The sequence below is a fragment of the Streptomyces sp. NPDC090741 genome, assembly GCF_044769045.1.
Classification (GTDB): Bacteria; Actinomycetota; Actinomycetes; order Streptomycetales; family Streptomycetaceae; genus Streptomyces.
On record NZ_JBIVXF010000002.1, the window covers coordinates 721,330 to 746,219 of the forward strand.

The 24,890-nt window shown below is 73.9% G+C and carries 25 protein-coding genes; 7 read left to right on the forward strand and 18 right to left on the reverse strand.

The features are described 5' to 3' along the window. The first annotated feature begins 64 nt into the window (after window positions 1-64). A complete protein-coding gene (locus ACIQU4_RS08370; RefSeq protein ID WP_403727310.1) occupies window positions 65-874 on the forward strand; it encodes a DUF4386 domain-containing protein in 810 nt (269 codons plus the stop codon). On the opposite strand, the gene ACIQU4_RS08375 is transcribed toward ACIQU4_RS08370, so the two are convergent. From ACIQU4_RS08375 to ACIQU4_RS08390, 4 genes are all read right to left on the reverse strand, one after another. Then, window positions 799-2,442 (reverse strand): FAD-dependent monooxygenase, encoded by a 1,644-nt coding sequence (locus ACIQU4_RS08375; protein ID WP_403727312.1) that lies wholly within the window; start codon window positions 2,440-2,442, stop codon window positions 799-801. The genes ACIQU4_RS08370 and ACIQU4_RS08375 overlap by 76 nt on opposite strands. Window positions 2,443-2,587: 145 nt before the next feature. Further along, on the reverse strand, window positions 2,588-3,925 hold the full coding sequence (gene lysA, locus ACIQU4_RS08380; protein ID WP_403727313.1) for a diaminopimelate decarboxylase: 1,338 nt from the start codon (window positions 3,923-3,925) through the stop codon (window positions 2,588-2,590). 13 nt (window positions 3,926-3,938) lie between these two features. After that, window positions 3,939-4,298, reverse strand: a complete 360-nt coding sequence (locus tag ACIQU4_RS08385) for an SAV_915 family protein (RefSeq protein WP_403727314.1) — start codon at window positions 4,296-4,298, stop codon at window positions 3,939-3,941. A gap of 224 nt (window positions 4,299-4,522) precedes the next feature. Then, window positions 4,523-5,569, reverse strand: a complete 1,047-nt coding sequence (locus ACIQU4_RS08390) for a cation diffusion facilitator family transporter (RefSeq protein WP_403727316.1) — start codon at window positions 5,567-5,569, stop codon at window positions 4,523-4,525. A gap of 70 nt (window positions 5,570-5,639) precedes the next feature. Between ACIQU4_RS08390 and ACIQU4_RS08395 the strand changes: the two genes are divergently transcribed. Together ACIQU4_RS08395 and ACIQU4_RS08400 are read left to right on the forward strand one after the other, a co-directional pair. Further along, window positions 5,640-5,996 carry an ArsR/SmtB family transcription factor gene (locus ACIQU4_RS08395; protein WP_403727318.1) on the forward strand — a complete coding sequence of 119 codons (357 nt, stop codon included), beginning with the start codon at window positions 5,640-5,642 and terminating at the stop codon, window positions 5,994-5,996. A 10-nt stretch (window positions 5,997-6,006) separates the two neighbouring features. Beyond that, window positions 6,007-6,975: an alpha/beta fold hydrolase gene (locus tag ACIQU4_RS08400; protein ID WP_403727319.1), complete on the forward strand. Its 969-nt coding sequence runs from the start codon at window positions 6,007-6,009 to the stop codon at window positions 6,973-6,975. Between the two features lie 44 nt (window positions 6,976-7,019). On the opposite strand, the gene ACIQU4_RS08405 is transcribed toward ACIQU4_RS08400, so the two are convergent. From ACIQU4_RS08405 to ACIQU4_RS08440, 8 genes are all read right to left on the reverse strand, one after another. Next, on the reverse strand, window positions 7,020-7,277 hold the full coding sequence (locus tag ACIQU4_RS08405) for a hypothetical protein (RefSeq protein WP_403727321.1): 258 nt from the start codon (window positions 7,275-7,277) through the stop codon (window positions 7,020-7,022). Next, window positions 7,274-9,184 carry a peroxidase family protein gene (locus ACIQU4_RS08410; protein WP_403727323.1) on the reverse strand — a complete coding sequence of 637 codons (1,911 nt, stop codon included), beginning with the start codon at window positions 9,182-9,184 and terminating at the stop codon, window positions 7,274-7,276. Before ACIQU4_RS08410 ends, ACIQU4_RS08405 begins: the two co-directional genes overlap by 4 nt. 8 nt (window positions 9,185-9,192) lie before the next feature. Next, on the reverse strand, window positions 9,193-10,548 hold the full coding sequence (locus ACIQU4_RS08415; RefSeq protein WP_403727325.1) for a hypothetical protein: 1,356 nt from the start codon (window positions 10,546-10,548) through the stop codon (window positions 9,193-9,195). A gap of 96 nt (window positions 10,549-10,644) precedes the next feature. Continuing rightward, window positions 10,645-12,066, reverse strand: a complete 1,422-nt coding sequence (locus ACIQU4_RS08420; protein WP_403727327.1) for a cytochrome P450 — start codon at window positions 12,064-12,066, stop codon at window positions 10,645-10,647. After that, window positions 12,063-13,469, reverse strand: a complete 1,407-nt coding sequence (locus ACIQU4_RS08425; RefSeq protein WP_403727329.1) for an FAD-binding oxidoreductase — start codon at window positions 13,467-13,469, stop codon at window positions 12,063-12,065. The genes ACIQU4_RS08420 and ACIQU4_RS08425 overlap by 4 nt, the downstream gene beginning before the upstream one ends. Before the next feature lie 58 nt (window positions 13,470-13,527). Then, the gene (gene mdlC, locus ACIQU4_RS08430) at window positions 13,528-15,135 is read right to left on the reverse strand and encodes a benzoylformate decarboxylase (RefSeq protein WP_403727331.1); all 1,608 of its coding nucleotides are present in this window, start codon (window positions 15,133-15,135) and stop codon (window positions 13,528-13,530) included. 217 nt (window positions 15,136-15,352) lie between these two features. Continuing rightward, a complete protein-coding gene (locus ACIQU4_RS08435; RefSeq protein ID WP_403727332.1) occupies window positions 15,353-15,739 on the reverse strand; it encodes a VOC family protein in 387 nt (128 codons plus the stop codon). Window positions 15,740-15,852: 113 nt separating this feature from the next. Then, window positions 15,853-16,326, reverse strand: a complete 474-nt coding sequence (locus ACIQU4_RS08440; protein ID WP_385574989.1) for a MarR family winged helix-turn-helix transcriptional regulator — start codon at window positions 16,324-16,326, stop codon at window positions 15,853-15,855. 125 nt (window positions 16,327-16,451) lie between these two features. Here ACIQU4_RS08440 and ACIQU4_RS08445 point away from each other — a divergent pair, with 125 nt between their 5' ends. Together ACIQU4_RS08445 and ACIQU4_RS08450 are read left to right on the forward strand one after the other, a co-directional pair. Continuing rightward, window positions 16,452-16,862, forward strand: coding sequence for an organic hydroperoxide resistance protein (locus ACIQU4_RS08445; protein WP_403727334.1), 411 nt, complete (start codon window positions 16,452-16,454; stop codon window positions 16,860-16,862). Window positions 16,863-16,964: 102 nt separating this feature from the next. Then, window positions 16,965-17,585 carry a hypothetical protein gene (locus ACIQU4_RS08450; RefSeq protein ID WP_403727336.1) on the forward strand — a complete coding sequence of 207 codons (621 nt, stop codon included), beginning with the start codon at window positions 16,965-16,967 and terminating at the stop codon, window positions 17,583-17,585. On the opposite strand, the gene ACIQU4_RS08455 is transcribed toward ACIQU4_RS08450, so the two are convergent. From ACIQU4_RS08455 to ACIQU4_RS08475, 5 genes are all read right to left on the reverse strand, one after another. Beyond that, window positions 17,571-18,263, reverse strand: coding sequence for an alpha/beta fold hydrolase (locus ACIQU4_RS08455; protein WP_403727338.1), 693 nt, complete (start codon window positions 18,261-18,263; stop codon window positions 17,571-17,573). The genes ACIQU4_RS08450 and ACIQU4_RS08455 overlap by 15 nt on opposite strands. Further along, on the reverse strand, window positions 18,260-19,069 hold the full coding sequence (locus ACIQU4_RS08460; RefSeq protein WP_403727339.1) for a DUF1295 domain-containing protein: 810 nt from the start codon (window positions 19,067-19,069) through the stop codon (window positions 18,260-18,262). Before ACIQU4_RS08460 ends, ACIQU4_RS08455 begins: the two co-directional genes overlap by 4 nt. Continuing rightward, the gene (locus tag ACIQU4_RS08465) at window positions 19,066-20,367 is read right to left on the reverse strand and encodes a class I SAM-dependent methyltransferase (protein WP_403727341.1); all 1,302 of its coding nucleotides are present in this window, start codon (window positions 20,365-20,367) and stop codon (window positions 19,066-19,068) included. Before ACIQU4_RS08465 ends, ACIQU4_RS08460 begins: the two co-directional genes overlap by 4 nt. Beyond that, on the reverse strand, window positions 20,364-21,101 hold the full coding sequence (locus tag ACIQU4_RS08470) for a DUF1365 domain-containing protein (protein WP_403727742.1): 738 nt from the start codon (window positions 21,099-21,101) through the stop codon (window positions 20,364-20,366). Before ACIQU4_RS08470 ends, ACIQU4_RS08465 begins: the two co-directional genes overlap by 4 nt. Window positions 21,102-21,217: 116 nt before the next feature. Further along, window positions 21,218-22,480 carry an NAD(P)/FAD-dependent oxidoreductase gene (locus tag ACIQU4_RS08475; protein WP_403727343.1) on the reverse strand — a complete coding sequence of 421 codons (1,263 nt, stop codon included), beginning with the start codon at window positions 22,478-22,480 and terminating at the stop codon, window positions 21,218-21,220. Between the two features lie 369 nt (window positions 22,481-22,849). Between ACIQU4_RS08475 and sigK the strand changes: the two genes are divergently transcribed. Together sigK and ACIQU4_RS08485 are read left to right on the forward strand one after the other, a co-directional pair. Beyond that, entirely contained in the window at window positions 22,850-23,374 is a 525-nt protein-coding gene (gene sigK / locus ACIQU4_RS08480) for an ECF RNA polymerase sigma factor SigK (RefSeq protein WP_403727744.1), read from the forward strand. After that, window positions 23,371-24,120 carry an anti-sigma factor domain-containing protein gene (locus ACIQU4_RS08485; RefSeq protein ID WP_403727345.1) on the forward strand — a complete coding sequence of 250 codons (750 nt, stop codon included), beginning with the start codon at window positions 23,371-23,373 and terminating at the stop codon, window positions 24,118-24,120. Before sigK ends, ACIQU4_RS08485 begins: the two co-directional genes overlap by 4 nt. An 11-nt stretch (window positions 24,121-24,131) precedes the next feature. Here the strand turns inward: ACIQU4_RS08485 and ACIQU4_RS08490 are convergent, their stop codons facing one another. Further along, on the reverse strand, window positions 24,132-24,836 hold the full coding sequence (locus ACIQU4_RS08490; protein ID WP_403727347.1) for a helix-turn-helix domain-containing protein: 705 nt from the start codon (window positions 24,834-24,836) through the stop codon (window positions 24,132-24,134). Between the last annotated feature and the right edge of the window lie 54 nt (window positions 24,837-24,890).

Below are 24,890 nucleotides of genomic sequence, written 5' to 3' on the forward strand. Positions count from 1 at the left end.
CGGCGTACACCTACCGTATGGCTCAGGTGTACGCCGTACACCTCTCAAGGGGGAGTGGTTCCGCATGGGTTCGACCAGAAAGACCGCGGTCGTCACAGGGGTGTTGTTCCTCGTCACCGAGGTCGCCGCGATCGGCGGGCTCGCGCTGTACGGCCCCGTCCTGCACGACGCCGGCTACGTCCTCGGACCCGGCACCGACACCCGGGTGTTCCTCGGGGCACTGTCCGAGTTCGTCCTCGCGCTGGCCGTCATCGGCACCGGGGTCGCCCTGTACCCGGTCGTCAAGCGGCAGAACGAGGGTGCCGCGCTCGGCTACGTCTGCGGGCGGCTGCTGGAAGCCGCCGTCATCCTCGTCGGCATCATCAGCGTGCTGTCGGTGGTGACGCTGCGCCGGGAATCCGCCGCAGCGCCGGGCGGAGGGGGCGCCTCCCTCGTCACGGCCGCCGACACCCTCGTGGCGTTCCACGACTGGACGTTCCTCTTCGGGCCCAACTTCGTCCTCGGCGCGAACACCCTCGTCCTGGCCGGCCTGATGTACCGCTCACGGCTCGTCCCGCGGCCCCTCGCCGTGCTGGGGCTCGTCGGCGGCGCGCTGATCTGCGCCTCGGCGACCGCCGTGCTGTTCGGCCTCTACGAGCAGGTCTCGGTCGCCGGATCGCTGGCCGCCCTCCCGGTGTTCGCCTGGGAGGTGGGCCTGGCCGTCCGGCTCCTCGCCAAGGGGTTCACCGGGGCCGGGGGAACGGGAGCCGAGGGAACGGGTGCGCAGGGCGCGGGAGCCGAGGGGCCCGGCGAGCCCGCTCAGCTCCCGAACACCCCGGAGAAGTGGGCGGCCAGCCCCGAGACGGTCGGCGGGCACAGCCTGGCACCGAGGTAGCCGTCCGGCCGGACCACGAACGCCGCCGGCTCGCGCACCGCGTACATCCGGGCGAACTCGCCCCGGCCGTCCCGGTACACGGGCACCGGCGTCCCCCGGTCGGCTTCGGCCTCGGCGTCGGCGAGGATCGCGCACACCCCGACCCGGCCCGTCGCGGAACCCCGTACCGCGGAGGCGAGCTCGGCGAGGCCGTCCAGCGCCGGGCCCGGCCCGTACAGCAGCAGCATGTGATCGCGGCCGCGCAGCAGGTCGTACAGCCGCACCGGATACGCGGCGATCTGCCCGGAGAGCCCGCCGCAGTCGGGTGCCCGGTCGCCGGGCCGCGGCCCGGGCCCGCCCTCGTCCTCCGGGCCCGGCGGCTGGACGAGGGGGCTGCCCCGGTAGCCGACGAGCAGTTGGGCCTGGCGCATCATCAGCGTGTCCGCGTCCTCCGGATCGGCCTGGACGCCCTCGGCGGCCTGCCGCACGGTACGGCCGACGACCTCCTCGCCCACCGGCCGGCGCTCGGCGTCGTAACTCGCGAGCAGCCCCGGACCGCCGGCGCCCCGCACGGCCAGTGCCAGCTTCCAGGCCAGGTTCCAGGCGTCCTGGATCCCCGTGTTCATGCCCTGCGCCCCGGTCGGCGGATGGATGTGCGCCGCGTCCCCGGCCACGAAGACCCGGCCCTGCCCGTACCGGTCCACCAGCCGGTGGCTGATCCGGAACACGGACGACCAGCGCATGGCCGACGCCGTGGTGGGCTGTGGGGACAGCCGGTCCAGGACGGCCTGGATGTGTCCGAGTTCGGGGGCCCGGCCGCCCTCCAGCCCGTGCGCCACCGCGTCAGCGCCCTGCGGGGGAGCGGTCGACAGCTCGGGCGGCACCATCATCGACACCCGGTAGCGGCGGCCGCCCGGCAGCGCAATGCACACCAGCAGGTCGTCGACGGCGCCCCGGGCATCGTGGTGCATGGCCCGCACCCCGTACGCGTACGGCAGGTCCCAGTCGAGCTCCACGTCGGCGAGCATGTACTCCTCGGGGAACGCCCCGCCCTCGAAGGCCAGGCCGAGCCCCTTGCGGACGGTGCTGTGCGCGCCGTCGCAGCCCACCAGGAACCGGGTGCGGACCTCCTCCTCCCCTGCGGGAGTGGCGAGCCGGCAGGTCACCCCGTCGGCGTCCTGGACGAACGACACCAACTCGCAGCCCCGCTCGATGCGCGTCCCGAAACCCGCCAGGAACTCCTCGATGATCCGCTCGGTCTCGTACTGCGGCAGCGCGGCGAAGCGGTACGGGACCTCGGGCGGCAGCACCAGGTCCAGCCGGGGCTGCTCCACGCCGTTCACGTACGTGAGCTGCCCGCGCATCGGGACGGCCGCCTCCAGCGCGGTCCGGACGAAACCCATCCGGTCCCAGATCTCCAGGGTCCGCGGCTGGATCCCCACCGCCTTGGCGTACGGCAGCCGCGCCGGGAGCCGGTCGACGATCCGGCAGGCGATCCCGCGCCGCCGCAGCTCGGCGGCCGCCGTCAGCCCGACCGGGCCGGCCCCCGCCACCAGGACGTCCGCGGCCGCTCCATCGGTGTGCACCATCGGCGCCTCCCGGGCGAGGTCCCCGTGGATACGGATCTCCCTCCATGGTGGCCCGGACGCCCCCGCCCGGCGATCGGGCCGGTCGAAAACCGCGCAGGCCGGGGCACCGGTCGGCCGGCGGACCGACCGGTACCCCGACCGGACCTCAGTCGCCGATGTCGCGGCGGCGGAAGTCGTCCAGGGTTTCGCGGCGTACGAGGAGCCGGGCCGTGCCGTGGTCGACGGCGACGACCGGCGGACGGCCGACCATGTTGTAGCCGGAGGCCATGGACAGCTGGTAGGCGCCCGCCACCGGCACGGCGAGCAGGTCTCCCGGGTGGACGTCGCCGGGGAGTTCGACGTCGGCGGCGAGGATGTCGCCCGCCTCGCAGTGCCGGCCGACCACCGTGGCCGTACAGGGCCCGGCGGTGGAGTGGCGGCCGATCAGGCGGGGCGCGTACCGGACCCCGTACAACGCCGGCCGGGGATTGTCGCTCATGCCGCCGTCCACGGCCACGAACACCCGCTCCCCGGTGCGTTTCACCGCGAGGACCCGGTACAGGGCCACCCCCGCCGGACCGGCGATCGCCCGGCCCGGCTCGATGGCGAGCCGGGGCGCGGGCAGCCCGGCCGCCGCGCAGCTCTCGACGAGCTCGGCGCGAAGCCGGCCGGCCAGGGCCGTGAGGTCGAGCGCGGGTTCGCCCGGGCAGTAGGCGATGCCGTGGCCGCCGCCCATGTCGAGCTCGGGGAGCGAGACGCCGTGGGCGTCGCGGATGCGGGCCATCAGGCCGACCACGCGGCGTACCGCCGTCAGGTACGGCTTCACGTCGGTGATCTGGGATCCGATGTGGCAGTGCAGACCGACGAGTTCGAGCTGCGGCTGGCCCAGGATGCGGGTGACGGCGTGCTGCGCCGAGCCGTCGGTGAGGGACAGGCCGAACTTCTGGCCGTCCGTGCCGGTACGGATCTTCTCGTGGCCGCCGGCCGAGATGCCGGGGACGACGCGGACCAGGACCTTCTGGTGTCCGCCCGGGCCGACGGCGGCGGCCAGTCGGGCGATCTCGGACGGGCTGTCGATGACGATCCGGCCGACGCCGAGCCGCAGGGCGGTCTCGATGTCGCGGGGCGACTTGGCGTTCCCGTGCAGGAGGATGCGGTCCGGCGGGAATCCGGCGGTGACGGCGAGTTCGAGCTCGCCGGCCGAGCAGACGTCGAGTCCGAGGCCCTCCTCGGCGACCCAGTGGACCATGGCGCGGGAGAGGAAGGCCTTGGCGGCGTAGAGCACCTCGGCCTCGGGGAAGGCGTCGCGGTAGGTGCGGCAGCGGGCCCGTACCTCGCCCTCGTCCAGTACGTACGCCGGGGTGTCGAAGCGGTCGGCGATCTCGGTCAGCGGGACCCCGCCGACGGCGAGGCCCCCCTGCGGCAGCCGGGTCGTCGAGGCCGGCCAGACGGACAGCTCGTCCGCGGAGCCCGCGGCGATCTCGGACAGGGTGACGGTGGTCATGGGACTCCTCCCCTCAGACGGCCTGGGCCGGGAACCGGCCCGGCCGCAGCGGCGCCGCGGTGGCGCTCGGAGCCGCCGGAGCGGCCGCCGGGGCCGACAGCGTCGGGTCGACGGTGATCAGGCCCGCGCCGAGCGGTTCGCACAGCTCCCGCAGCACGGACTCCGACAGCCGGATGTAGCCCTGGCCCTCACCGAGGGTGGCGGCCAGCAGATCCGTGCGCGTGAAGCCGACGGCCGTACGGGCGCCCAGCGGAGTGCGGAACAGGCGGATCACCGCCTCCGCTCCTCTTCCCGGCCGGACGGGCACGTACAGGAGCCCGGCCGGGACCCGTTCCTCGGGCTCGGGATCGTCTTCGTACCGGAACAGACACATGGGGCCCTCCCTGAGGAACCGCAAGAGGCGACTGGTGGCGCCCCGAGTGCGGGGAGGCAGTCCGGGGCGCGGCTTACGAAGCTATCCCCGCCCGGGGCCCCCTCGCGCGGGTCCCTGACGCCACCTTGACGGGAAACGGCCCACTCCATATACGCCGCTGACGCGCTCCCGGCCCCGGCATCAAGGCACCGTCAGGGATTGCGCCCCGGCGCCGTCAGCCGGTGTCAGCCCGCCCGGCCCGCGTGGTGGGCCAGGGCGGCGTGCGGGTCCTCGCGGTCGGCGGTGTGGTCGATGTGCACGGTGGCCGCGGTCAGCCGCGGGACGGCGTGGATCAGCGCGTGTTCGGCCTCGACGGCCAGGGCGTGCGCCTGCACCACCGTGAGGTGCGGGTCGACGACGATGTCGGCCTCGGCCCGCAGAGCGTGCCCGATCCACCGCATGCGGACCTGCCCGGTGCCCCGTACGCCGGCCACGCCGAGCAGCGCGCCGTGCGCCGTGTCGACCAGGGCCGGATCGACCGAATCCATGAGCCGCCGGCAGACCTCGCGCGCGGCGTCGCGCACCACGATGAGGATGGCCGCGGTGATGAGCAGGCCGACGATCGGGTCGGCGCTCTTCCAGCCGATCGCGGCGCCGCCCGCGCCGAGCAGGACGGCGAGCGAGGTGAACCCGTCCGTACGGGCGTGCAGGCCGTCGGCGACGAGCGCCGCGGAACCGATCCGGCGGCCGGTGCGGATCCGCTGCCGGGCCACCCACTCGTTGCCGAGGAAGCCGACCACCGCGGCGCCCGCGACCGCCCAGAGCTGGCTGATCTCGCGGGGGTGGAGGAGCCGGTCCACGGATTGGTAGGCGGCGAGGGCGCAGGAGGCCGCGATGGTCAGCACGACGACGATGCCGGCCAGGTCCTCGGCGCGGCCGTAGCCGTACGTGTAGCGGCGGTTCGCCGCGCGCCGCCCGAGCACGAACGCGACGCCGAGGGGAACGGCGGTCAGCGCGTCGGCGGCGTTGTGGACGGTGTCGCCGAGCAGGGCCACCGACCCGGACAGGGCGACGACGCCGGCCTGCACGGCCGTGGTCAGGCCCAGGACGCCCAGGGACAGCCACAGCGTGCGCATGCCCTGGCGCGAGGTCTCCATCGCCGGGTCGACCTTGGCCGCCGGCTCATGGCTGTGCGGGGTGAACGCGTGCGCCGGATGGCCGAGCCGGTGTCGAAGCCGGTGTCGCAGCCGCGCCCGGAAGGATCCGTCGTGGTGCTCGTGGTGGTGGCTCACGGCGTGCTCGCTTTCGACGAGGACGACAGGGAAGGGTGGACGCGAGCGTCCACCCGCCTATTGTGTGCGTATGAGCGCACGCATGCACCTATCACCTGCGCAGGGTTCGCACCCGCAAGAACCCGGCCCGCAGGCCTTCGAGGCCGCGGCCGGGATCCTGGGCCTGCTGGCCGACCGCACCCGCCTCGCTCTCCTGCACACCCTGGCCTCGGAAGAGGCCGATGTCGGCACCCTGGCCGCGGCGGTGGGAGCCGCCCGGCCGGCCGTCAGCCAGCACCTCGCCCGGCTGCGTATGTCGGGGCTGGTGACCACCCGCAAGGAGGGCCGCCGCGTGGTCTACGCCCTGACCGATGACCACCTGCCGCGTCTCGTCGCCGAGGCGCTCGCCGCGGCCGGGCCCGATCGCCCCGGTCACGGCAGGGTGTGACACTGGGCGGGTGTCCGGAGGAGGCCAGGTCCTGGCCGGTGCGGTCACCGTCGTGGCGACTCTCGCGCTCGCCGCGTGCGGCGGTCCGGCCGCGACCAAGGCCACGGCTACGCCAACGGCCACTCCTACGGCGACCGTGTCCCCGGGCGGTACCTCCGGGGATCCCTCCCACCTGGTGCCCATGGGCGGCGGCGGCCGCCGCATCCGGCTGGAGTGCCGGGGAACCGGGTCCCCGACCGTCGTGCTCGTCTCCGGGACGGGCGGTGCCGGGGACGAGTGGACCCATGTCGTGGACCCTGCCACCCCCGCGGCCGGCCTGAAACCCAGTGCGGCGGCGGTGCTTCCTACGGTCGCCTCGTTCACGCGGGTATGCGCCTACGACCGCCCCGGGACCACGCGGACCGACGGAAAGCCGACCTCCTCGACCCCGGTGTCCCAGCCCACCACGGCGCGGGCGGGGGTGCGGGACCTGCGGGCGGTGCTGTCCGCCGCCGGCGAGCACGGGCCGTTCGTGCTGGTCGGCGCCTCCTGGGGGGCGATGATCGCCGAGCTCTTCGCACGCACCGACTTCCCCCGGGTGTCCGGCCTCGTCACCGTCGACGGCGCGTCACCGTACCTGCGTGACACCCTGACACCGGCTCAGTGGTCGGACTGGATGCACAAGATCGAGGCGACGGACCAGGGGAAGGGCCTCGAAGTGCCCGACTACGAGGCCTCCGTGGCGGAGATCGGCAGCGCGCCCGCGATGCCGCACCCCCTGCCCGCCGTCGTGCTGACCTCCGACAAACCGTGGGACCTCGCGATCGGCGACAGCGGATCGACCTGGCCGGCCTGGCTTGCCGCCCAGGACGACCTCGCCCGCGAGCTCCACGCCCGGCACGTCACCGACACCGACAGCGGCCACGGCATCGCAGTCGAGCGGCCCCGGCTGGTCGCGGACGCGGTGCGCGAGGTGGTGGACGAGGCGAGGAAGCAGTGAGGAGCACGAGGGCCCGCTCCGCGGGCGGAGCCGGGCCCCCGCCGTCAGCGCGGGCGTACGGCCGCGTCCAACTGCTCGGCGGACCGTGCCAGGCCGGCCGCCGCCGTCGCGCAGCGGTCGGCCAGGGCCTCGATCCGCCACCGGAAGGCCTCGGCCTGCGGACCCTTCCAGTCCAGCGCCACGGCCCCCGCCCGCAGCCGTTCCGCGTGCCGCAGCAGCGCCGCGGAGTGTGCCCGCAGCCCCTCCGCGGGCTCACAGCGCCGCGCCCCCCGCTCCGTGCGCGGCGCCGGAATGCCCGTCACAGGGCCCTCCAGGGGGCGAAGGCGTTGGTCACGCCGTCGAGGGCCGGGGCCAGTTCGGGGTGGTGGCGCAGCAGGACGGAGACCATGCCGCCCCGGTCCACCCACTCCAGGCCCTCCGCCGTATACACCTCGGGCCGGTAATCGGTGGTGAAGAAGCGGTCGCTCTTCAGCCGCCTGCTCGCCATCAGGATGAAGATCCGGAACAGCGAGTCGCTGAAGCCGAACCCGGCCGGCCGCGGCTCCGCGAGATTGCCGACCAGCGTGTCCACCCGGTCGAGGCGCCCCTCGTACAGCTCCTTCAGCAGCGGAGTGTCACCCGGATGCCCGCCCGTCAGCTCCTCGAAGGAGGTGACCGGCCGCTTGCGCAGCATCTGCCGGTACGCGTTGTAGCGGGGGATCCCGCGCTCGCGGTCGCGCAGGATGTCGACCGTGCCCAGATCGATGTGCTCGCCGGTGAGCCGGGCCAGATTGCGCAGCGAGTCCGGGTGGTTGTGCAGCACGAGGGCCCCGGGGTGGGCCGTGCCGAAGCTGTAGAACAGATCGCTCATGCCGTACGCGTCGACCGCCTTGCGGGTGGTCGCGCCCTGCATGTCGTCGAATCCGATGGTCGCGCGGACGCCGCCCGCGCGGTGGTCCCGTACGGCCAGCTCGTCCGGGATCAGCGGGTGCAGCCGGTACGCGGAGACGAACTCCTCCGTCATCGAGAACGGAGCCGCGTGGTGGTCGGTCGCGGAGCCGAGGATTCCGCTGAGCATCTCGCCCTTGCCGACGCGCCCGTACGTCCGGCTGACCCAGCGCGGCAGCACCCCGTACCAGTTGGCGTCCATCGCGCGGTGCAGCACCGGGGTGTCGAGGATGCCCGGCGTCCACTCCACCGTGTGGATCTTCGCCATCAGCGCCGTGTTGACCAGCCGCGCGGTGTGGAAGAGCCGCTCGTCGTCCCAGGTCGGGTAGTGGGCGCGCAGGTAGTCGCAGATCGCGTTGTGCTCCTTGGCGAACAGCGTGTGCAGCAGCGACAGGCCCGCCCAGTAGTCGCTGTTCATGCCGGTCCAGTCCAGGCAGGAGTTCCCCGGCCGCGGATCGGCGGGCAGCCGGCCGTCCTCGACGATCAGCCGCCCGTGCTCGCCCGTGCGCAGCGCCCGGCAGCGGGCCTCGTCGGAGCCGTAGATCTGCGAGCCGTCCCACCAGTGCGTGACGGTGTTCTCGTACGTGGGCGGCGCGTCGGCCGCGGTGTGCGCGACCGGGTCGGGGCGGGTGCGGTTCACGCGCATCGGGCAGCCGCCGCCGTGCTCGGCCCAGTCGTCGTCCTCGGCGAGCGGGACCGTGAACGGCTCGGCCTCCTCGTTGTCGCCGTGGTTGGCCCAGCCGTGGTTCTCGAACTGGATCCAGGCGGCGGCCAGCAGGTTGAGGGTGGGCGCGGGCACGAACCCCCTGCGGGCCAGCAGCTGCCTGCTGATCTCCCGCGGGCTCGGCGACATCAGCTCCTCTTCGGAGTCCGGGAAGGCCAGGTGCAGCGGGGCGTTGCGGTCGAGCCGGGTGCCGACCCGGCCCATGTCCTCGTCGTACGGGTCGTAGCCCGAGCCGTCGTACGAGCGGAAGGGCGCGAGCGCGGCGGTCGGACGCCGGCGGTGCTCCCCGCCCGCGCCGTAGGTGTCGTACAGGTTCTTGCGGCGGAGGTCGTCGCGGAGCACCCGGAGGTTCAGCAGCCCGAGGGGGAGCGGCAGTTCGTGCCACTCGCGGGTGCGGTTGAGGCGGGCGAAGGCGGCCGAGCCGAGGCGTTCGAGGAGCCCGGGCGGGTCGTACGAGGGCGCCTGGCCGGGGCGGGCTGCCTGAGCGGGGACGCCCGCGGCCGCCGGGGTCCGACGGCTCGGGGCCGGGCTCGGCTCGGTGGAGGTGGTGTCGGTCATGGTGTTCCTCAGCGGTCGTGGAGCCGGAAGAAGCGGGCGGCGGTCACCCGGCCCCGGAAGGGCGCGAGGTCGGCGTCGACGTGGGCGCTCGCCTCGGGGACCGTGTGTTCGAGGTTGTGCGCGTACCGCTCGGCGGCATGGCACAGCGGGAAGGAGTGCGTGTCGTCGGTCCAGGTGAACTCGGTGAACTGCTCGGGCAGCGCATACGCGGAGACCGAGGAGCGGCCCTCCAGGCTCGGCACCACGTCGTGCTCGTTGACCAGCGAGTACACCCGGGTCCGCGGATCGGCCGGGCGTTTGCCGTCGATGGGGGAGCCGATCGCGACGACGTGCGTGACCCGGTGGATCGCGCAGAAGTCCCGGTCGGCGGCCAGGTTCATGGCGGTGATGCCGCCCAGGCTGTGGCCCACCAGGGCCAGTTCACTGCCCGAGGGGATCAGCAGGCGCAGCGCCTTGGCGACCGCCCTGGAATACGGGGTGGCGGGGCGGGCGACGGCGTGTCCGGCGCCCAGCAGGTCCTGGGGGCTCTTGTCGCTGACACCGGACATGCCGGCGAGCTGGACCACGTACCGCTGCACGTCGTCGGGACCCACGACCTGCTGGACCAGCAGCGTTCCGTCGGTGCCCACGGCGCCGATGTTGCGGACGTACCCGGCGATCGTGCCGGTGGTGTCGATGCGCTCGGCGAGTGCGGGGGAGGGGACGAGCGGTTCGGCGCGGCCCGGTCCGCGGTCGAGGAACGCCCAGACCCGGGCGCTGATGCCGAGGACCGGCTCGGCGTCGGCCAGGGTGCGGCCGGTGGCGATCTCCCAGCCCGCATCGTCGTTGAACGGGTTCTCGTCGGTGAGGGCGTTCCACGCGAGGATGTCGGCGAAGGCGGGGGCCAGCAGGGCGAAGGTGCGCTCGGCGCCCTTGGCGCCGAGGAGCGAGCGGAAGACGCGGACCGCCTCGCGCTGCCGGTCCCCCTGGACGGCCCGCAGCACGCGCGCGGTGTCCGGGTCGCCGAACAGTTCGGGGTGGGTCACGGCGGCGGCCCGGATGCGGGCCTTGAGGCCCGTCACGGCCAGGCTGACCGCGAGGCTCTCCCGGCTCGTGAACACCCCGGCGAGCCGGCCGATCCGGGCCAGGCCGCGGCCGCGCGGGGCCCAGCCCAGCCCCTTGGGGTCGGTGATCGTCCGCAGCAGGGTGCGCCGGGCGGCGCCGCCGCCGGCGACGCGCGCCAGCCGGGTGCCGAGGGCCAGTTCGGAGGCGTACCGGGAGGCGTCCCCCACTCCTTCGGCGGCTTCCGCGAGCACGCGGCACAGGTGGTGCAGGGAGCCGGTCTCCGGTTCGTGCCCGGTGACGGCTGTCGTGGCATCGGTCATGCAGGTGCCCTCCGGGGCATGGTGGGGTACGGATGGCGGTCCGCACGTGCGGCGCGGGGGCCCGGCGGGCGGCCGGCCCCGCGCCGCCGGACGTGCTCAGCGCAGGGCGAGGGTGAGCCGGATGCCGGCCGAGGCGAGGATCCCGGGCAGCGGGCGGCAGGGGTCCACCGCGGGCCTGCCGCCGGTGACCCGGTGGCCCCGCAGCACCGCCGCGGTCAGCACGGCCGCCGTCAGCACGCCCAGGTGCTCGCCCGGGCAGCGCCCGCCGCCGTGGCTGAACGGCGCCATCCGGATGTCCTGCTCCGCCCCGGACCGCAGCCACCGGGCGGGCACGAACTGGTGGGCCGCAGGCACGTGTTCGGGATCCCGCTGGTGGAACAGGGCGGGCACCAGCACCGCCGTCCCCGCCGGATAGTGGACCCCGCGCCACTCGGTCTCGGCCCGGGTGACCCGTACGAGGTCCGGCACGATCGGGAACAGCCGCAGGGTCTCCTCCACACAGGCCCGCAGCCGGGGCAGTTCCGCGCCCCCGCCGTCGACCTCGGTCCGCAGGGCCTCCTGCTCGGCGGGATGCGCGGCGAGCAGCAGCAGGGTACGGGCCACGGTCGGGCCGACGGTGTCGAGGGCGAGCAGCCAGTGGTGGGCCTGGCCCACCGCGTCCAGCGCGCCGGCGTCCGGTCCCGCGGCGGCCGGATGACTGCGGGCGAGCGCGGCCAGGGTGTACGGCTCGGCCCGGGCGGCGTACTCCTCGACGCGCGCGGCGGCCTTGCGGTACAGCGCCTCGGCGGCCACGGCCCGGCCCTTGCGCATCCGCATCCAGTTGGCCTCCTCGCGGATCACGAGCAGCCACCGCGCGAGCTCCTCGTCCCCCGCGGCCGCGTCGCCGAGGACCATCCGGCGCCCGATCCGGGCCACCGTACGCCGCAGCAGTGGGAAGTCCAGCTCGGAGCTCTGGATCAGGGCGGGCGCCTCCTGCGCGATCACCGCCCGGAACTCCTCGCACGAGGGGTGCACCGGCCGGTCGGCGGCGAGCACCTCGTCGTTGACGCGCCGTCGCTCCTCGCGCGTGTCGCCGTGGGAGCAGATGACGCCCGTGGGCTCCAGCAGCGACAGCCCCTTGTACTTGTCGGGCGCGTCCATGGCGAGGGTGCGCACGGGCAGTTCGTAGAACCGCCGGACGTCGGCCTGGTCCAGCAGGACCAGCAGCGGCCCGGACAGGCCGCGTACCTCGACGGGCGCCCCGCCGTGCCGGGCGCGCATGGCGCGCAGCGTCGCCGCCGACCAGCCCTGCTGGCCGAGGGCCGCCTGCGCCGCCACCACCCGGGGCCGCAGGTGGAAGGCCCCGCGGACGAACGCGGGCAGCGTGTGGGTCGCGGCGAAGCGGACGGTCTCGGCGCGCCCGGCCCGGGCGGGGCGCGGTACGGGGAGGGAGGCGGAGCCGGTGCCTTGGTCCGGGATCCCGGCGGCCCCCGTGGTGTTCTCGTCAGCGGCCCCTGAGCGGACCACGGCCTCGGTCATGCCTCCACGACCTTGCCGGGGTTGAGCAGGTTCTTCGGGTCGAAGAGGCGCTTGAGCCCGCGCTGGAGTTCCAGGCTCACCGGGTCGAGCTCGCGGGTCAGCCACTCGCGCTTGAGGGTGCCGATGCCGTGCTCGCCGGTGCTGGTGCCGCCGAGGGCCAGGCCCGCGGCCATGATGTCGTCGTACGCGGTCTGGGCGCGGCGGAACTCGTCCGCGTCCGATTCGTCGAAGACGACGGTCGGGTGCAGGTTGCCGTCTCCCGCGTGGCCGAGGGTGAAGATCCGAAGCCGGTTCCGTACGGCGATCTCCTCGATCGTGCCCATGAACTTGGCCAGTTCGGAGCGCGGCACGGCCACGTCCTCGATGAAGGCGGTCGGCCGGCCGCCGAGGGTCGCGGCGAACGCGCCCAGGGCCGGGGTGACCAGCCGCCGTGCCTCGATGACCTGCCGGGACTCCTCGGAGCCGGTGGCGGTCACCACGTTCCGGGACCCGGCCTCCTTGCACAGGAGGGCCATCGACGCGAGGTCGCGGGCGGGCTCGGCGGTGTCGCTCTCGATGATGAGCGTGGCCGCGGCGCCCGGGGTCAGCATCGGGTGCCCGTGGTCGGCGACGGCCTGGGACGTCGCCCGGTCGAGGAGTTCGAGGGCGGACGGGACGTGGCCGGCCGCGGTGATCGCGGCGACGGCGTCCCCGGCCGCCGTCAGGGTCGGGAACTGGGCGAGCATCGCCAGCGCGGGCGGCCGTACGGGGCACAGCCCGAGCGTGGCGCCGACGATGACGGCCAGGGTGCCCTCGGAGCCGACGAGCAGGCGGGTCAGGTCGTACCCGGCGACCCCCTTCGCCGTGTCCCGGCCGGTCCGCATCCGGCGGCCGTCGGCGAGGACGAGGTCCAGGCCGCGGACGTAGTCGGCGGTGACTCCGTACTTGACGCAGCAGATGCCGCCGGCTCCGGTGGCGATGTTCCCGCCGATGGTGCAGTGCTCCCAGGAGGCGGGGTCGGGCGGGTAGGACAGGCCGTGCTCGGCGACGGCGTCGTTCAGGCGCTTGGTGACCACGCCGGGCTCGCAGCGCACGAGCCGGTTGGCGGGGTCGATCTCCAGAATGCGGTCCATCCGGGCCGTGCTCAGGACGACGCAGCCGTCGATCGCGTTCGCGGCGCCCGCGAGGCCGGTGCGGGCACCCTGCGGGACGACGGGAACGCCGAGCTCGTACGCGGTGCGCATGATGTGCCGGACCTGCTCGGCGGTGCGCGGAAAGGCGACGAGGGCCGGGGTGCCGGCCGCGGAGAACGGCGCGGCGTCGCGTGCGTGCGCGGTGAGGGTCTCCGGGTCGGTGTGCAGGACGTCGGCGTGGTCGGTGAGGAGGGTGCGCAGGCGTGACAGCAGAGGGGTTTCGGGGGACATGAGGGGCCTTCTGACGGTGGTGGGGAGGCTGACGTCCGGGCTGGAGAGGGGCCGGGCCTCAGAGGGAGGGGAGCTCGGTGGTCACGGGCACGTCGATGAGCACCGGTCCGTCCTGCTGGGCCGCCGCGTCCCGTACGAGCTTGGTGAGTTCACCCGCGCCCTGGGCCCGGTGGGTGCGCACCCCGTAGCCGTCGGCGACTGCCGTGATGTCGAGACCGGGGATGTCGAGGCCGGGGGCGCCCTGGGCGTGTTCGAGCTGTGCGAACCAGTGGAGGATCGCGTACTTGGCGTTGCTGAGGACGACGAAGGTGACGGGGACCTTGTACGCGGCCGCGGTCCACAGGGCCTGCACGGCGTAGTGGATGGAGCCGTCGCCGATGACGCAGACCACGGGCCGGTCGGGCGCGCCGAGCTGCGCGCCGACGGCCGCGGCGGCCCCGAAGCCGAGGCCGCCGCCCGCGGAGAACAGGTAGGAGTCCGGGGCGGAGATGCGGGTGGCCTCGTGGAACTGCGGGACGTTGGAGGGTGATTCGTTGACCCAGAGGGTGTTCTCCGGGGCGCCCTGGGCGATGGCCGTCAGCGCGGCGAGCGGGGTGAGGACCCCGTCGGCCGACTCGGGGAACCGCACCTGCTCGTGCTGCGCGGGCGCGCCGGCGGGGGCGGCCGGGAGCCGCTCCGCGAGGGCCCGTACGGTCAGTGCCAGGTCCGCGACGACCGCGTCCCCGACGGGGGCCCGGGCGGCCTCCTCGGCGTCCCGGGTGAGGAGCACGAGCTCGGTGCCCTCGGGCAGGTGGGAGCCGGGGATGTAGGGGTAGTAGCGGAACACGGGGGCGCCGACCACGACGACCAGGTCGTGTCCCGCGAGCTGCCGGCCGAGCGGCCCGATCGCCGGGGCCAGATCCCCGCGGAACTGCGGATGGCTGCGGGGGAAGGAAACGCGGGCTGCGACGGGCGCCGCCCAGACGGGCAGTCCGGTGCGCTCGGCGAGTGCGAGGACGGCGTCCCAGGCGCCGGAGGCGTCGACGTCGTCGCCGACGACGAGGACGGCGGAGCGGGCGCGGGAGATCCGGTCGGCGAGCGCCGCGACCGTGGCGGCGTCGGGCGCGGCGGTGTGCGTGATCCGGCGGGCGGCGGCGGCCCGGCCGGCGAGGTCCTCCGCCTCGGTGAGCTCCGCGTCGAAATCGTCCATGGGGAGGGAGAGGAACACCGGCCCGTGGGGCGGGGTCTCGGCGATCTGCACGGCGCGGGCGAGCGCGGCCGGGACGTCGGCGGGGCGCGGGGGCTCGTACGCCCACTTGACGGCGGGCTGGGGGAGCAGCGTGGCCTGCGGGTTGGAGAGCAGGGCCTCCATGGTGAGCATGGCGCGCACCTGCTGGCCCGCGGTGACGACCATCGGGGTGCGGTTCGCCCGGGCGTTCAGGATGGCGCCCATCGCGTTGCCGGTGCCGGGCCCGGTGTGCAGGTTGACGAGGGAGGTGGTTCTGGAGGCGAGGGCGAAACCGTCGGCCATGCCGACGACGACGGCCTCCTGGAGGCCGAGTACGTACCGGAAGTCTTCGGGGAACCGCTTGAGCATCGGAAGTTCGGTCGAGCCGGGGTTGCCGAAGACCGTGGTGATACCACGTGCTCGTAGAACGTCCAGGACTGATTCGCGAACCGTGCGCATTCGGTGTCCTTCCGCGCAGCCGGGGGCACTGTCGGTGATCAATCCAGCACACTGAGTTGATCTTTACAAAAAGCCTCCACGGCATATTCATCTCTGCTATGCGCGTTCCGTGCACCCGCTCCCCTACTGGCCGCACGGCCGGGCCGGGTTGACGCCGTGTCCAGGGGGTGCACCCGATGTCCCCCCGATGGGTGGACGGGCTCAGGGGCTCAACGGCTCAGGGGCGGAACCGGAGCGGGTGGTCCGCCGGGACCTCCACCATGGCGATGCGGACGCCGTCCGGGTCGGCGATCCACATCTCGATCAGCCCCCAGGGCTCCCGCCGGGGCGGCCGCAGCACCTCGGCGCCCCGCGTCAGCAGCTCCTCGTACGCAGCCTGCGCGTCGGCGACTTGGAGCCACAACCGGAGCCCCGGGGCGGGCGGGCCCTCGGCGCGCCCCGAGACCTCCAGGAAGCCGCCGCCCAGGAAGTAGACCGTCCCGCGTTCCGGCCCGGTGCCGAACTCCCGGTGGACGGCGAGCCCCAGCGTGGCGCCGTAGAAGGCGCGCGAACGCTCCGGGTCCGTGGGGGTGAGCAGGATGCGGCTGCCGAGTACGTGCACCATGCCGGCGAACCTACCCCCGGCTCGGGCGCACCACACGGCGGACGCTCCCGGGCAGGGCTCGCATCAGCCGCAGCCCGGGACGTACGCAGTGCCCCGCCGATCGGCGGCGCGGGTCAGGCCTCGGGGACGGCGGCGTCGAGGGCCGCGGTGAGGCGGTGCAGGCGGATCTGGAGATCCCGGATCTCGGCGAGCTCGAAGCCCGTAGCGGCCGCGATCCGGCGCGGCACCTCCACCGCGCGTGCGCGCAGCGCCGTACCGGCCCCGGTGAGGCCGACGTGGACGGACCGCTCGTCCTCGGTGCTGCGCTCCCGGTGGACCAGTCCGGCCGCCTCAAGGCGCTTGAGCAGCGGCGAGAGAGTCCCCGAGTCGAGTCGGAGGTGGTTTCCGATCTCCTTGACGGGCGTCGTGCCGTGCTCCCACAGCACCAGCATCACCAGGTACTGCGGATAGGTCAGGCCGAGGTCCTTGAGGACGACGCGGTAGAGGCCGTTGAAGGCCCGGCTCGCCGAGTTCAGCGCGAAGCAGATCTGGCCGTCCAGGCGGAGGAAGTCCTCCTCGCGGAGGGTTTGGGTGGGCTGCTCGCTCATGGACGCAAGTGTACCTGGGCAAGGCTTGCGAGGCATTTAGTTGTGCACAACTAAATTGTGTGCTCTACTTCTGGATGTCAGCCGATCACCGGCTGCACGGTCACCACCGCGAGAGGAACCCCCTGATGGACGCGCTGTACACCGCTGTCGCCACCGCCAACGGCCGCGAAGGCCGCACGGTCAGCTCCGACGGCCAGATCGACCTCGCTCTCGCCATGCCCCCGGCGCTCGGCGGCAGCGGCCAGGGCACCAACCCCGAGCAGCTCTTCGCGGCGGGCTACGCGGCCTGCTTCGCCAGCGCGCTCGGCCTGGTCGGCCGGCAGGCGAAGGTCGACACCGGTGAGGTGTCGGTCACCGCGGAGGTCTCGATCGGCAAGGACGACACGGGCTTCGGCCTGGCCGTCACCCTGCGTGTCGAGCTGCCGGAGTCCCTCGCCGGCGAGACGGGCGAGCTGCTGGTCAAGCAGGCCCACGAGGTCTGCCCCTACTCCAAGGCCACCCGCGGCAACATCCAGGTCGAGCTGGTGGTCGAGTAGCCCCCACGGGGGTCCTCCCCTAGGGCCCCCGACCCGCCCCCTCAGGGGTGGGTCAGGGCGTTCCCCGAGGACGGGCCGGTCCGGCGTGGCCATGATCGAACCATGTCGAACTCACCATGGCAGCGTGCGGCGTTCAGCGCCGGTCCGCTCTGCATGACGGCCTACGGGCTCATCCGGCTGACCGACGAGGAGCACGGCCCCGGGATGGCCTGGTCCTCGGGCCATCTCTTCTTCCTGGCAGCCGTGTTGTGCTTCGTCCCCGTCGTGCTGGGGATGCGGCGGATGGCCACTGAGGGCCGGGGCCGGGCCGGTCGGGGACTCGCCGGAGCCGGGGCGGTGACCGCACTGATCGGCGTGGCCGCCGTCCTCGCGCAGGTGGTCATCGACCTCGTCGCCGGGTTCCTCAGCGAGGACCGCGAGGCGATGCGCGAGCTCTTCCGGCGCGTCAAGAGCCACGCCGGCGTGGAGCCCGCCGTCTACACCGTCGGTCCACTCCTGTTCTACGTCGGCCTGCTGCTGCTCCTGACCCAGCTGGCGGCGCTGCGCCGGGCCGCGGCCTGGCGGCCCGGCGCGGTGGTCGCCGGCATCGTTGCCACGGGTGTCAGCCTGGACCTGCTGCCGCTGGCGGGGCTGTTGTTCCTCCTCGCCTTCGCGCCCCTGGGGCGGCAGGTCGACGACTTGGACCGGCGTCCACCGGCGACCACGGTTTCACCGGGCCGCTGACGGGACCGGCGCGGCAGGGACATGGTCCGTGAACAGGGATTCCGGGAGCGGGGCCAGGCCGAGCAGGCCCAGCGTCGTGTCCGTCGTGACCCGGTGCCAGGCGGCGGCCCGGCGGAGCATCGCGTGCCCGCCGTGCGGCATGGCGATGCCCGCCGCCCGGGCGCCCCGGGCCCGGGCCCGCCGTACGTAGTCCCACGACCCCTGCGCGTCGGTGACGCGGTCGGCCTCGTCGTGCAGGAGCACCACGGCCGTGTCCCCGAGGTGCAGGACCGGCTCACCCGGCGGGCACCACGGCGCGAGCCCCACCACCGCGCGGACCAGCGGATCGGCGGCGGCCCGCAACGCGGCGCGTCCGCCCATGGAATGCCCGACCAGCACCACCGGCAGGGGCCCGGCCACACAGCACAGCTCGCGCAGCGCCTGCCACACGTCGTGGACCGGATCCGCGCGGTGGCCGTTCCAGCCCCGGTGCTCGTAGCGGACCTCCGCCACCACCACGCCCCGCGCCGCCCCCGCGCCCGCGATCGCCCGCGCGAACGGACGCATCCGCAGCCCCGGCAGGTTCGCCCGCGGCGGCGCGTCGAGCCCCTCCGCCCGCCCCCCGTGCAGCAGGAGCACCGCGGCCGTAGGGTCCTGCGGCACCCGGTGCAGCACCAGCGCACCCGTCGGCCCCCTCACGCCCGGCCTCCCCGCGGCGGCAGCGGGAAGAACCCGCTGGTACGGGCGGTGTAGTCCGCGAAACCGGGCCGGTCCGCCATCCGGGCCTCCAGCAGCCGCTTGCCGCTCCCCACCGTCAGCAGCAGCGTCATGACCAGCGGGGACACCAGGCACAGCAGCGCGGCCCGCCAGGTCCCGCATGCCGGCAGGTAGAGCCCCCACCAGACCAAGGAGTCCCCGAAGTAGTTCGGATGGCGGGTCCACGCCCACAGACCCCGGTCCATGACCGCGGCCCGGTGCGCCGGATCGGCCTTGAACCGCGCGAGCTGGAAATCCCCCACGGCCTCGAAGCCCAGACCCGCTGCCCACAGCGCCGCTCCGAGTGCGTCGGGCACGCCGACGGGGGAGTCCACGTACGACGCGGTCTGGACGGGCAGGGAGACCAGCCAGACCAGGCCCGCCTGGAGCAGGTACACCGTGAGCAGGGCGCGCACCTGCGGATTCCCCCGCCCCCGGGCCAGGAGCTCCGCGTAGCGCGGGTCCTCGCCGTGCCCGCGGCCGCGCCAGGCGAGGTGGACGGCCAGCCGTAACCCCCAGACGACCGTGGCCGTGGCGACCAGGAGCCGCCGGCCGCCGTCCCCGTAACCGGCCGACAGGACGTACGAGACCACCGCGACCGCGGCGAACGCGAGGCCCCAGGCGATGTCCGCCGTCCGGTGCAGGCGCCGGGCCGTACCGACCGCGAAGGCCAGGAGCAGGACGGCGGCGGCCGCGCCGGCGGTCGCGGCCAGGTTGCTCCCGAGGGCCTCCCACGAGGCGGCGTTCACCGCCCCGCACCCAGCGAGACGTCCTCCGTCAGCAGCAGTTGCCGGACGTCGAGGTAGCGGGCCCGGAACCCGGCTTCCGAGTAGGCCAGGTAGAACTCCCACATCCGCCGGAACGTCGCGTCGAAGCCGAGCGCCGCCACGGCCTCGGCCCGCTCCGCGAAGCGCTCCCGCCACAGGCACAGGGTCTGCGCGTAGTGGTCGCCGTACCCCTGGTCGGAGACGATCCGCAGCCCCGCACCGGCCGCGTGCGCCTCGATGGCCTCGCGGGAGGGGATCAGGCCGCCGGGGAAGACGTACTTGCTGATCCAGGTGTGCGTACGGGCGGTCCCCAGCATCCGCTCGTGCCCCATGGTGATGGACTGGAGCGCGATCCGTCCGCCGGGAGCCACCGCATCGCGCAGGGCGCCGAAGTACGTCGGCCAGAAGTCCCTGCCGACCGCCTCGATCATCTCCACGCTCACCACCGCGTCGTACCGCCCTTCCAGGTCACGGTAGTCCCGCAGTTCCACGTCCACCCGGTCGGCGAGCCCCGCTGCGGCGATCCGGCGGCGGGCGAGGTGCTGCTGCTCCGCGGAGAGGGTCACCGTCGTCACCTGCGCCCCCCGGTCGGCCGCGCGCAGCGCGAGCTCACCCCAGCCGGTCCCGATCTCCAGCACGCGCTTGCCCGGGCCGACGCAGGCGAGGTCCAGCAGCCGGTCGATCTTCCGGTGCTGCGCGGCCGGCAGGCTCCCGCGGCGCGCGGGGAAGGAGGTGAACACGGCGGAGGAGTACGACAGGGTCTCGTCGAGGAAGAGCGCGAACAGCTCGTTCGACAGGTCGTAGTGGCGGTGGACGTTCTCCCGGGCCCCGGCCCGGGAGTTCAGCTGCGCCTCGGGCCGGCGCTGCACCCACGCTCCGCGCAGCCTGCGCAGCGGGGCGGGGACGAGGTCGTCCACGTGCACGGCGAGGACCGTCAGCAGGCCGGTCAGGTCGTCGCTGTCCCATTCGCCCGCCATGTAGGACTCGCCGAAGCCGATCAGGCCCTGCGCCCCGATCCGCCGGAAGAAGGCGTCCGGGTCGTGGACGGTCAGCGAAGGACCGATGCCGCGGGGCGGTTCGGCGCCGAAGCGGCAGCGCAGGGGCAGCGCGGTCACGGCACGCCGGACCAGCCGGCGGGCGACGGCCGCGTGCCCGAAGGGGGCCGCAGGAGGCCGCGCTACATCCGGCCACGCGTGGGCGCGGGGATCGGCATCGAAGTCGACGGCTGCGGCGTGCCGCTTCGTGTGTCCGTCGGCGGTGCGGGGGAGCGAAAGGGTCACGAGAGGATGCCTTCCTGGGGCGCGCGGTCGGGTCGGGGCTGCACGGGCAGCCCGCGGAGCAGCAGGCGGACAGCCTGTCGGCGGATCCCGGCCCAGACGGCGGCCGTGGACCACGGCCGCCTGGCGACCGCGCGCAGCAGGGCGAGGGAGGTGGCGGGGCGGTGCCGGCCGTGCAGGGTCGCGGTGAAGGCCCGCTGCCCGGCGCGTTCGAGCTGGACGGCGATCTCCAGCCGCTCCCGCGGCTCCGGCAGTCGCATGCGGTAGTGGCCGTCGACGGGGAAGAACGGCGAGACGTACAGCTCCTTCGCCGCCCCGGCCCGTCCGGCGTCGTCGGTCCGCAGCAGGTAACAGTGGCGCTGTCCATACGTGTTGTGGACCTCGCCCACGACACAGACCAGGGCTCCGGCGCGGTCGTGGCACCAGTACAGCGTCAGCGGGTTGAACACGTACCCCAGGACCCGGGCGTGGGCCAGCATCAGGACCCGCCCGCCGTCGAGGTGTACGTCGCGGGAGGCCAGGTACGCGTCGAGGCCGGCCCGGATGGTCGGCGCGGCGGCGAAGTGGTCCCGGGCGTCGAAGCGGGCCAGCGGGCGCAGCGGCCACGGGAGGCGGGGCAGTGCGTCCAGGTCCACGAGCCACATGTACGTGCGGTGCCGGAAGGAGTGCCGTACGGGGGCCGTCCGCACGTGGGAGACGACGCAGTCGTACAGGGCCGGCACGGCGACGGCGGGCAGGGCGGGGGGTGTCGGGACCGCCGCGGCCTCCGGGTCCGCCGGTGCCACCGGGATCTTCGGCTCCGCCAGGACCGTCCGGCCCGCCCGCTGCGCCACCGTGGGCGCCTCGACCCCGCTCACCAGCGGACCCCCAGCGCCGCGGCCGCCCGTACGCCCGAACGGCAGCCGTCCTCGTGGAAGCCCCATCCGTGGTACGCCCCGGCGAACGCGGTGACCCGCGTGTTCAGGCGGGGCAGCGCCCGCTGGGCGGCCACCGACTCGGGCGTGTAGACCGGGTGCGCGTAGTCCATACGGGCCAGGACGCGCTCGGGGTCGATCCGCCCGCCCGCGTTCAGGGTGACGACGTACCGGGTGGCGCCCGGCAGCCGCTGGAGGCGCGTCATGTCGTAGCTGACCCGGACCCCGTCCGCCCCCGGGAGGCAGTCGTCGAGGTGGTAGTTCCAGGAGGCCCGGGCTCTGGGCGAGCGGGGCAGCAGGCCGGTGTCGGTGTGCAGCACCGTCGGGTTCGCCTCGTACCGGAAGGCCCCGAGGATCCGCTGCTCGTCCCGGGTGGGATCGGCCAGCAGGCGCAGTGCCTGATCGGGGTGCGTGGCGATGACGACCGCGTCGTAGGCCTCGGTGGTGCCGTGCTCGGTGCCCACCAGGACGCCGCTCGGTATCCGGTCCACCCGGTTGACCGGGGTGGCGGTCCGGATGTTGCTGATCTCCTTGGCGGCCTTCTCCACGTAGGCCGCGCTGCCGCCGGTGACGGTCTTCCACTGCGGGGAACCGGTTACGGACAGCAGCCCGTGGTGGTCGAGGAAGCGGAACAGGTACGCGGCCGGGTACTCCAGCGCGGTCTCGGCGGGACAGGACCACACGGCAGACACCAGCGGTGTGATGAAGTGACCGACGAAGTACGGGGAGAAACCGCCGTCGGCGAGAAAGGCGCGCAGGGTGAGCTGCTGCGGGGGGCCGTCCCCGGCCAGCAGGGCGCGGGCGCGGCGGTGGAAGAGCGGTACCTCCGCCAGCAGCCGCAGGTACCGGCCGCTCAGGGCGGCCCGCCCGGTGAACAGGCCCGCGGGCCCGCGGGCACCGGCGTACTCCAGCCCGCAGCCGTCGCACCGTACCGACATGCTCATCTCGGAGTCCTGCGTGGCCACTCCGAGTTCGCGGAAGAGCCGGATCAGCAGGGGGTAGGTGCGCTCGTTGTGGACGATGAACCCCGAGTCCACCCGCGCCGTTCCGCCGCCCGGGGCCGGCAGTTCGTGGGTGTGGGCGTGGCCCCCCAGCCGGGGGTCCGCCTCGTACAGCGTGACGTCGCACGCCTTTTGCAGGACGTAGGCCGCGGTCAGTCCCGCCACGCCGCCGCCGATCACGGCCACACTCTGGGTACGCACAGTCCGTCACTCCCCACCGGTCGCCACGCCGCCGTCCGGGACGGCGTTTCCCCTTGCTTCGCGGCCGAAGCGCCCGCGGATTGGTGGCAGTTGCCGAAAGCGGAATCAGCAGCTGAGCGAGAGGTTGCACATTGATCGGGAATTGGCGACCTGGTTGACCAATCCGCACAGATGTCCGCTCCGAAGACCGGTCAAGAACGCGAACCTGGCAGCATCCGGAGCGGTCGGCCCTCTGAGTGGAAGGGCCGGTCCTTTCAACAGGAAAGGACTGTCATGCGACGGACGGACCCCGGCGGACCATCCGCCACCACCGGGCAACCGCTGCCCTTCGGTGTCCCCGACACCGCGGCTCCCCGGCTCGAAGACCTGATGTCCCGGGTGGCCCGCGGCGACAAGGACGCCTTCTCCGCCCTTTACGACGCGCTGTCCGGGACCGTGTTCGGACTGGTCGTCCGGGTCGTACGCGACCGCGCCCAGTCCGAGGAGGTGACACAGGAAGTGATGATCGACCTGTGGCGGCAAGCCGCCCGCTACCGCCCCGAACAGGGCAGCGTGCTCAGCTGGGCCGCCACCCTCGCCCACCGGCGGGCCGTCGACCGGGTCCGCTCCGCCCAGGCCGCGATCAACCGCGAACACGACCAGGCCGCCCGCCAACAGGCGCGCCCGTTCGACGAGGTGGCGGAACAGGTCGAGACCCGACTGGAGAGCGAACAGGTACGGCGCTGCATGCGCGGCCTGACCGAGATCCAGCGCCAGGCCGTCACCCTGGCCTACTACCAGGGCCTGACCTACCGTGAGGTCGCAGAGACCCTGCGCACTCCACTGCCCACGATCAAGACACGCATGCGCGACGGACTCATCCGGCTGCGCGACTGCATGGGGGTGACCACATGAAGCACGACGGGGAACTGCACACCCTCACCGGCGCGTACGCCCTCCACGCACTCACACCGGCGGAAGACGGGGTGTTCACCGCACACCTCGCCGACTGTCCGTCCTGCCGGCAGGAAGTGGCCGAATTCTCCGCCACCGCCGCCCGCCTGGCCGGGGCCGTCACCCAGCCGCCGCCTCCGCGCATGAAGGAAGCGGTCCTGTACGGCATCGAGTCGATCCGTCAACTGCCCCCGCTGCTCCCGGCCACGGGCAGGCCGATGACGTTCACCGCCATCCTGCGCCGCAAGGCCATCACGCTGGCCATCGCCGCGAGCATCGCCGGCGTGGCCGTGCTCGGCGGCGTCACCGTCCGGCAGAACCAGCTCGCCGAGGAGGCCCGGCAGCAGGCCCAGGCCACCGAACGCCGCCTCCAGGACGTCACCGCCGTCGTGGCCGCCGCCGACGCCCGTACGGTACGAGGTCGCACCACCACCGGCGCCACCACCTCCGTGGTCAGCTCCAAGCTGCAGAACAGGGCGGTCTTCATCGGCGCGGGGCTTCCCGACCCGGGCGCGGACCGGACGTACCAGCTCTGGTTCGAGGACCACGGCACCATGCGCCCCGCCGGGTTGCTCACGCAGGACGGGGCCACCCTCATGCAGGGCGGCATCCAGGGCGCCTCCGGGGTGGGACTCACCCTCGAACCCGCCGGCGGGTCCGCCCGGCCCACCACCCGCCCGCTGATGCTCCTCAACCTGCCGGCCTGACCCGCGACGCCTCACACCGGCCGGTCGGCGCCGGACTGTCGGGCGGGCTTCGGAGCGGGCTTCGGATCGGGTTTCGGATCGGGTTTCGGAGTGGTTCTCGGAGTGGGCTTCGCGCGGACGTGCATGCGTTCGCCCTGCCTGCCGAAGAGACTGAGCACCTCGACGGGCCGGCCATCCGCGCTGCTGAACCAGTGGGGCAGCCGCGTGTCGAACTCCGCGACCTCGCCGGGGCCGAGGACCAGATCGTGCTCCGGGAGCACCAGCCGCAGCCGGCCCTGCAGCACGTACATCCACTCGTAGCCCTCGTGGGTACGCAGATCCGGCTCGGAGCCCCGGTCCGTGATGATCATCTTGTACGCCTGAAGGGGACCCGGAGTCCGGGACAGCGGGACGAACGTACCGCCGCTCGGCAGCTCATGGGGGGTCAGTCGGACCCGGGGGTCGCCCACCTCGGGCGCCCCCACCAGGTCGTCCAGCGGCACGCGGTACGCGCCGGCCAGCGGCAGCAGCAGCTCCAGGCTGGGGCGGCGCTGCCCGGACTCCAGCCGGGACAGCGTGCTCTTGGAGATGCCGGTCGTCTCGGAGAGCGCGGCCAGCGTGAGGCCGCGCTTGGCACGGAGCCGCTTGAGCCGGGGGCCGACCTCGTCGAGGACGCTCTGGTAGGGCGGCGGTGCGCCGGCTGGCGTGTCGGATGGTGTGTCGGCTGGTGTGTCCACGGGGGCATTCCACCCCGCTGTCCCGGAAACAGCAACAAGAGTTGTCGTATCGGA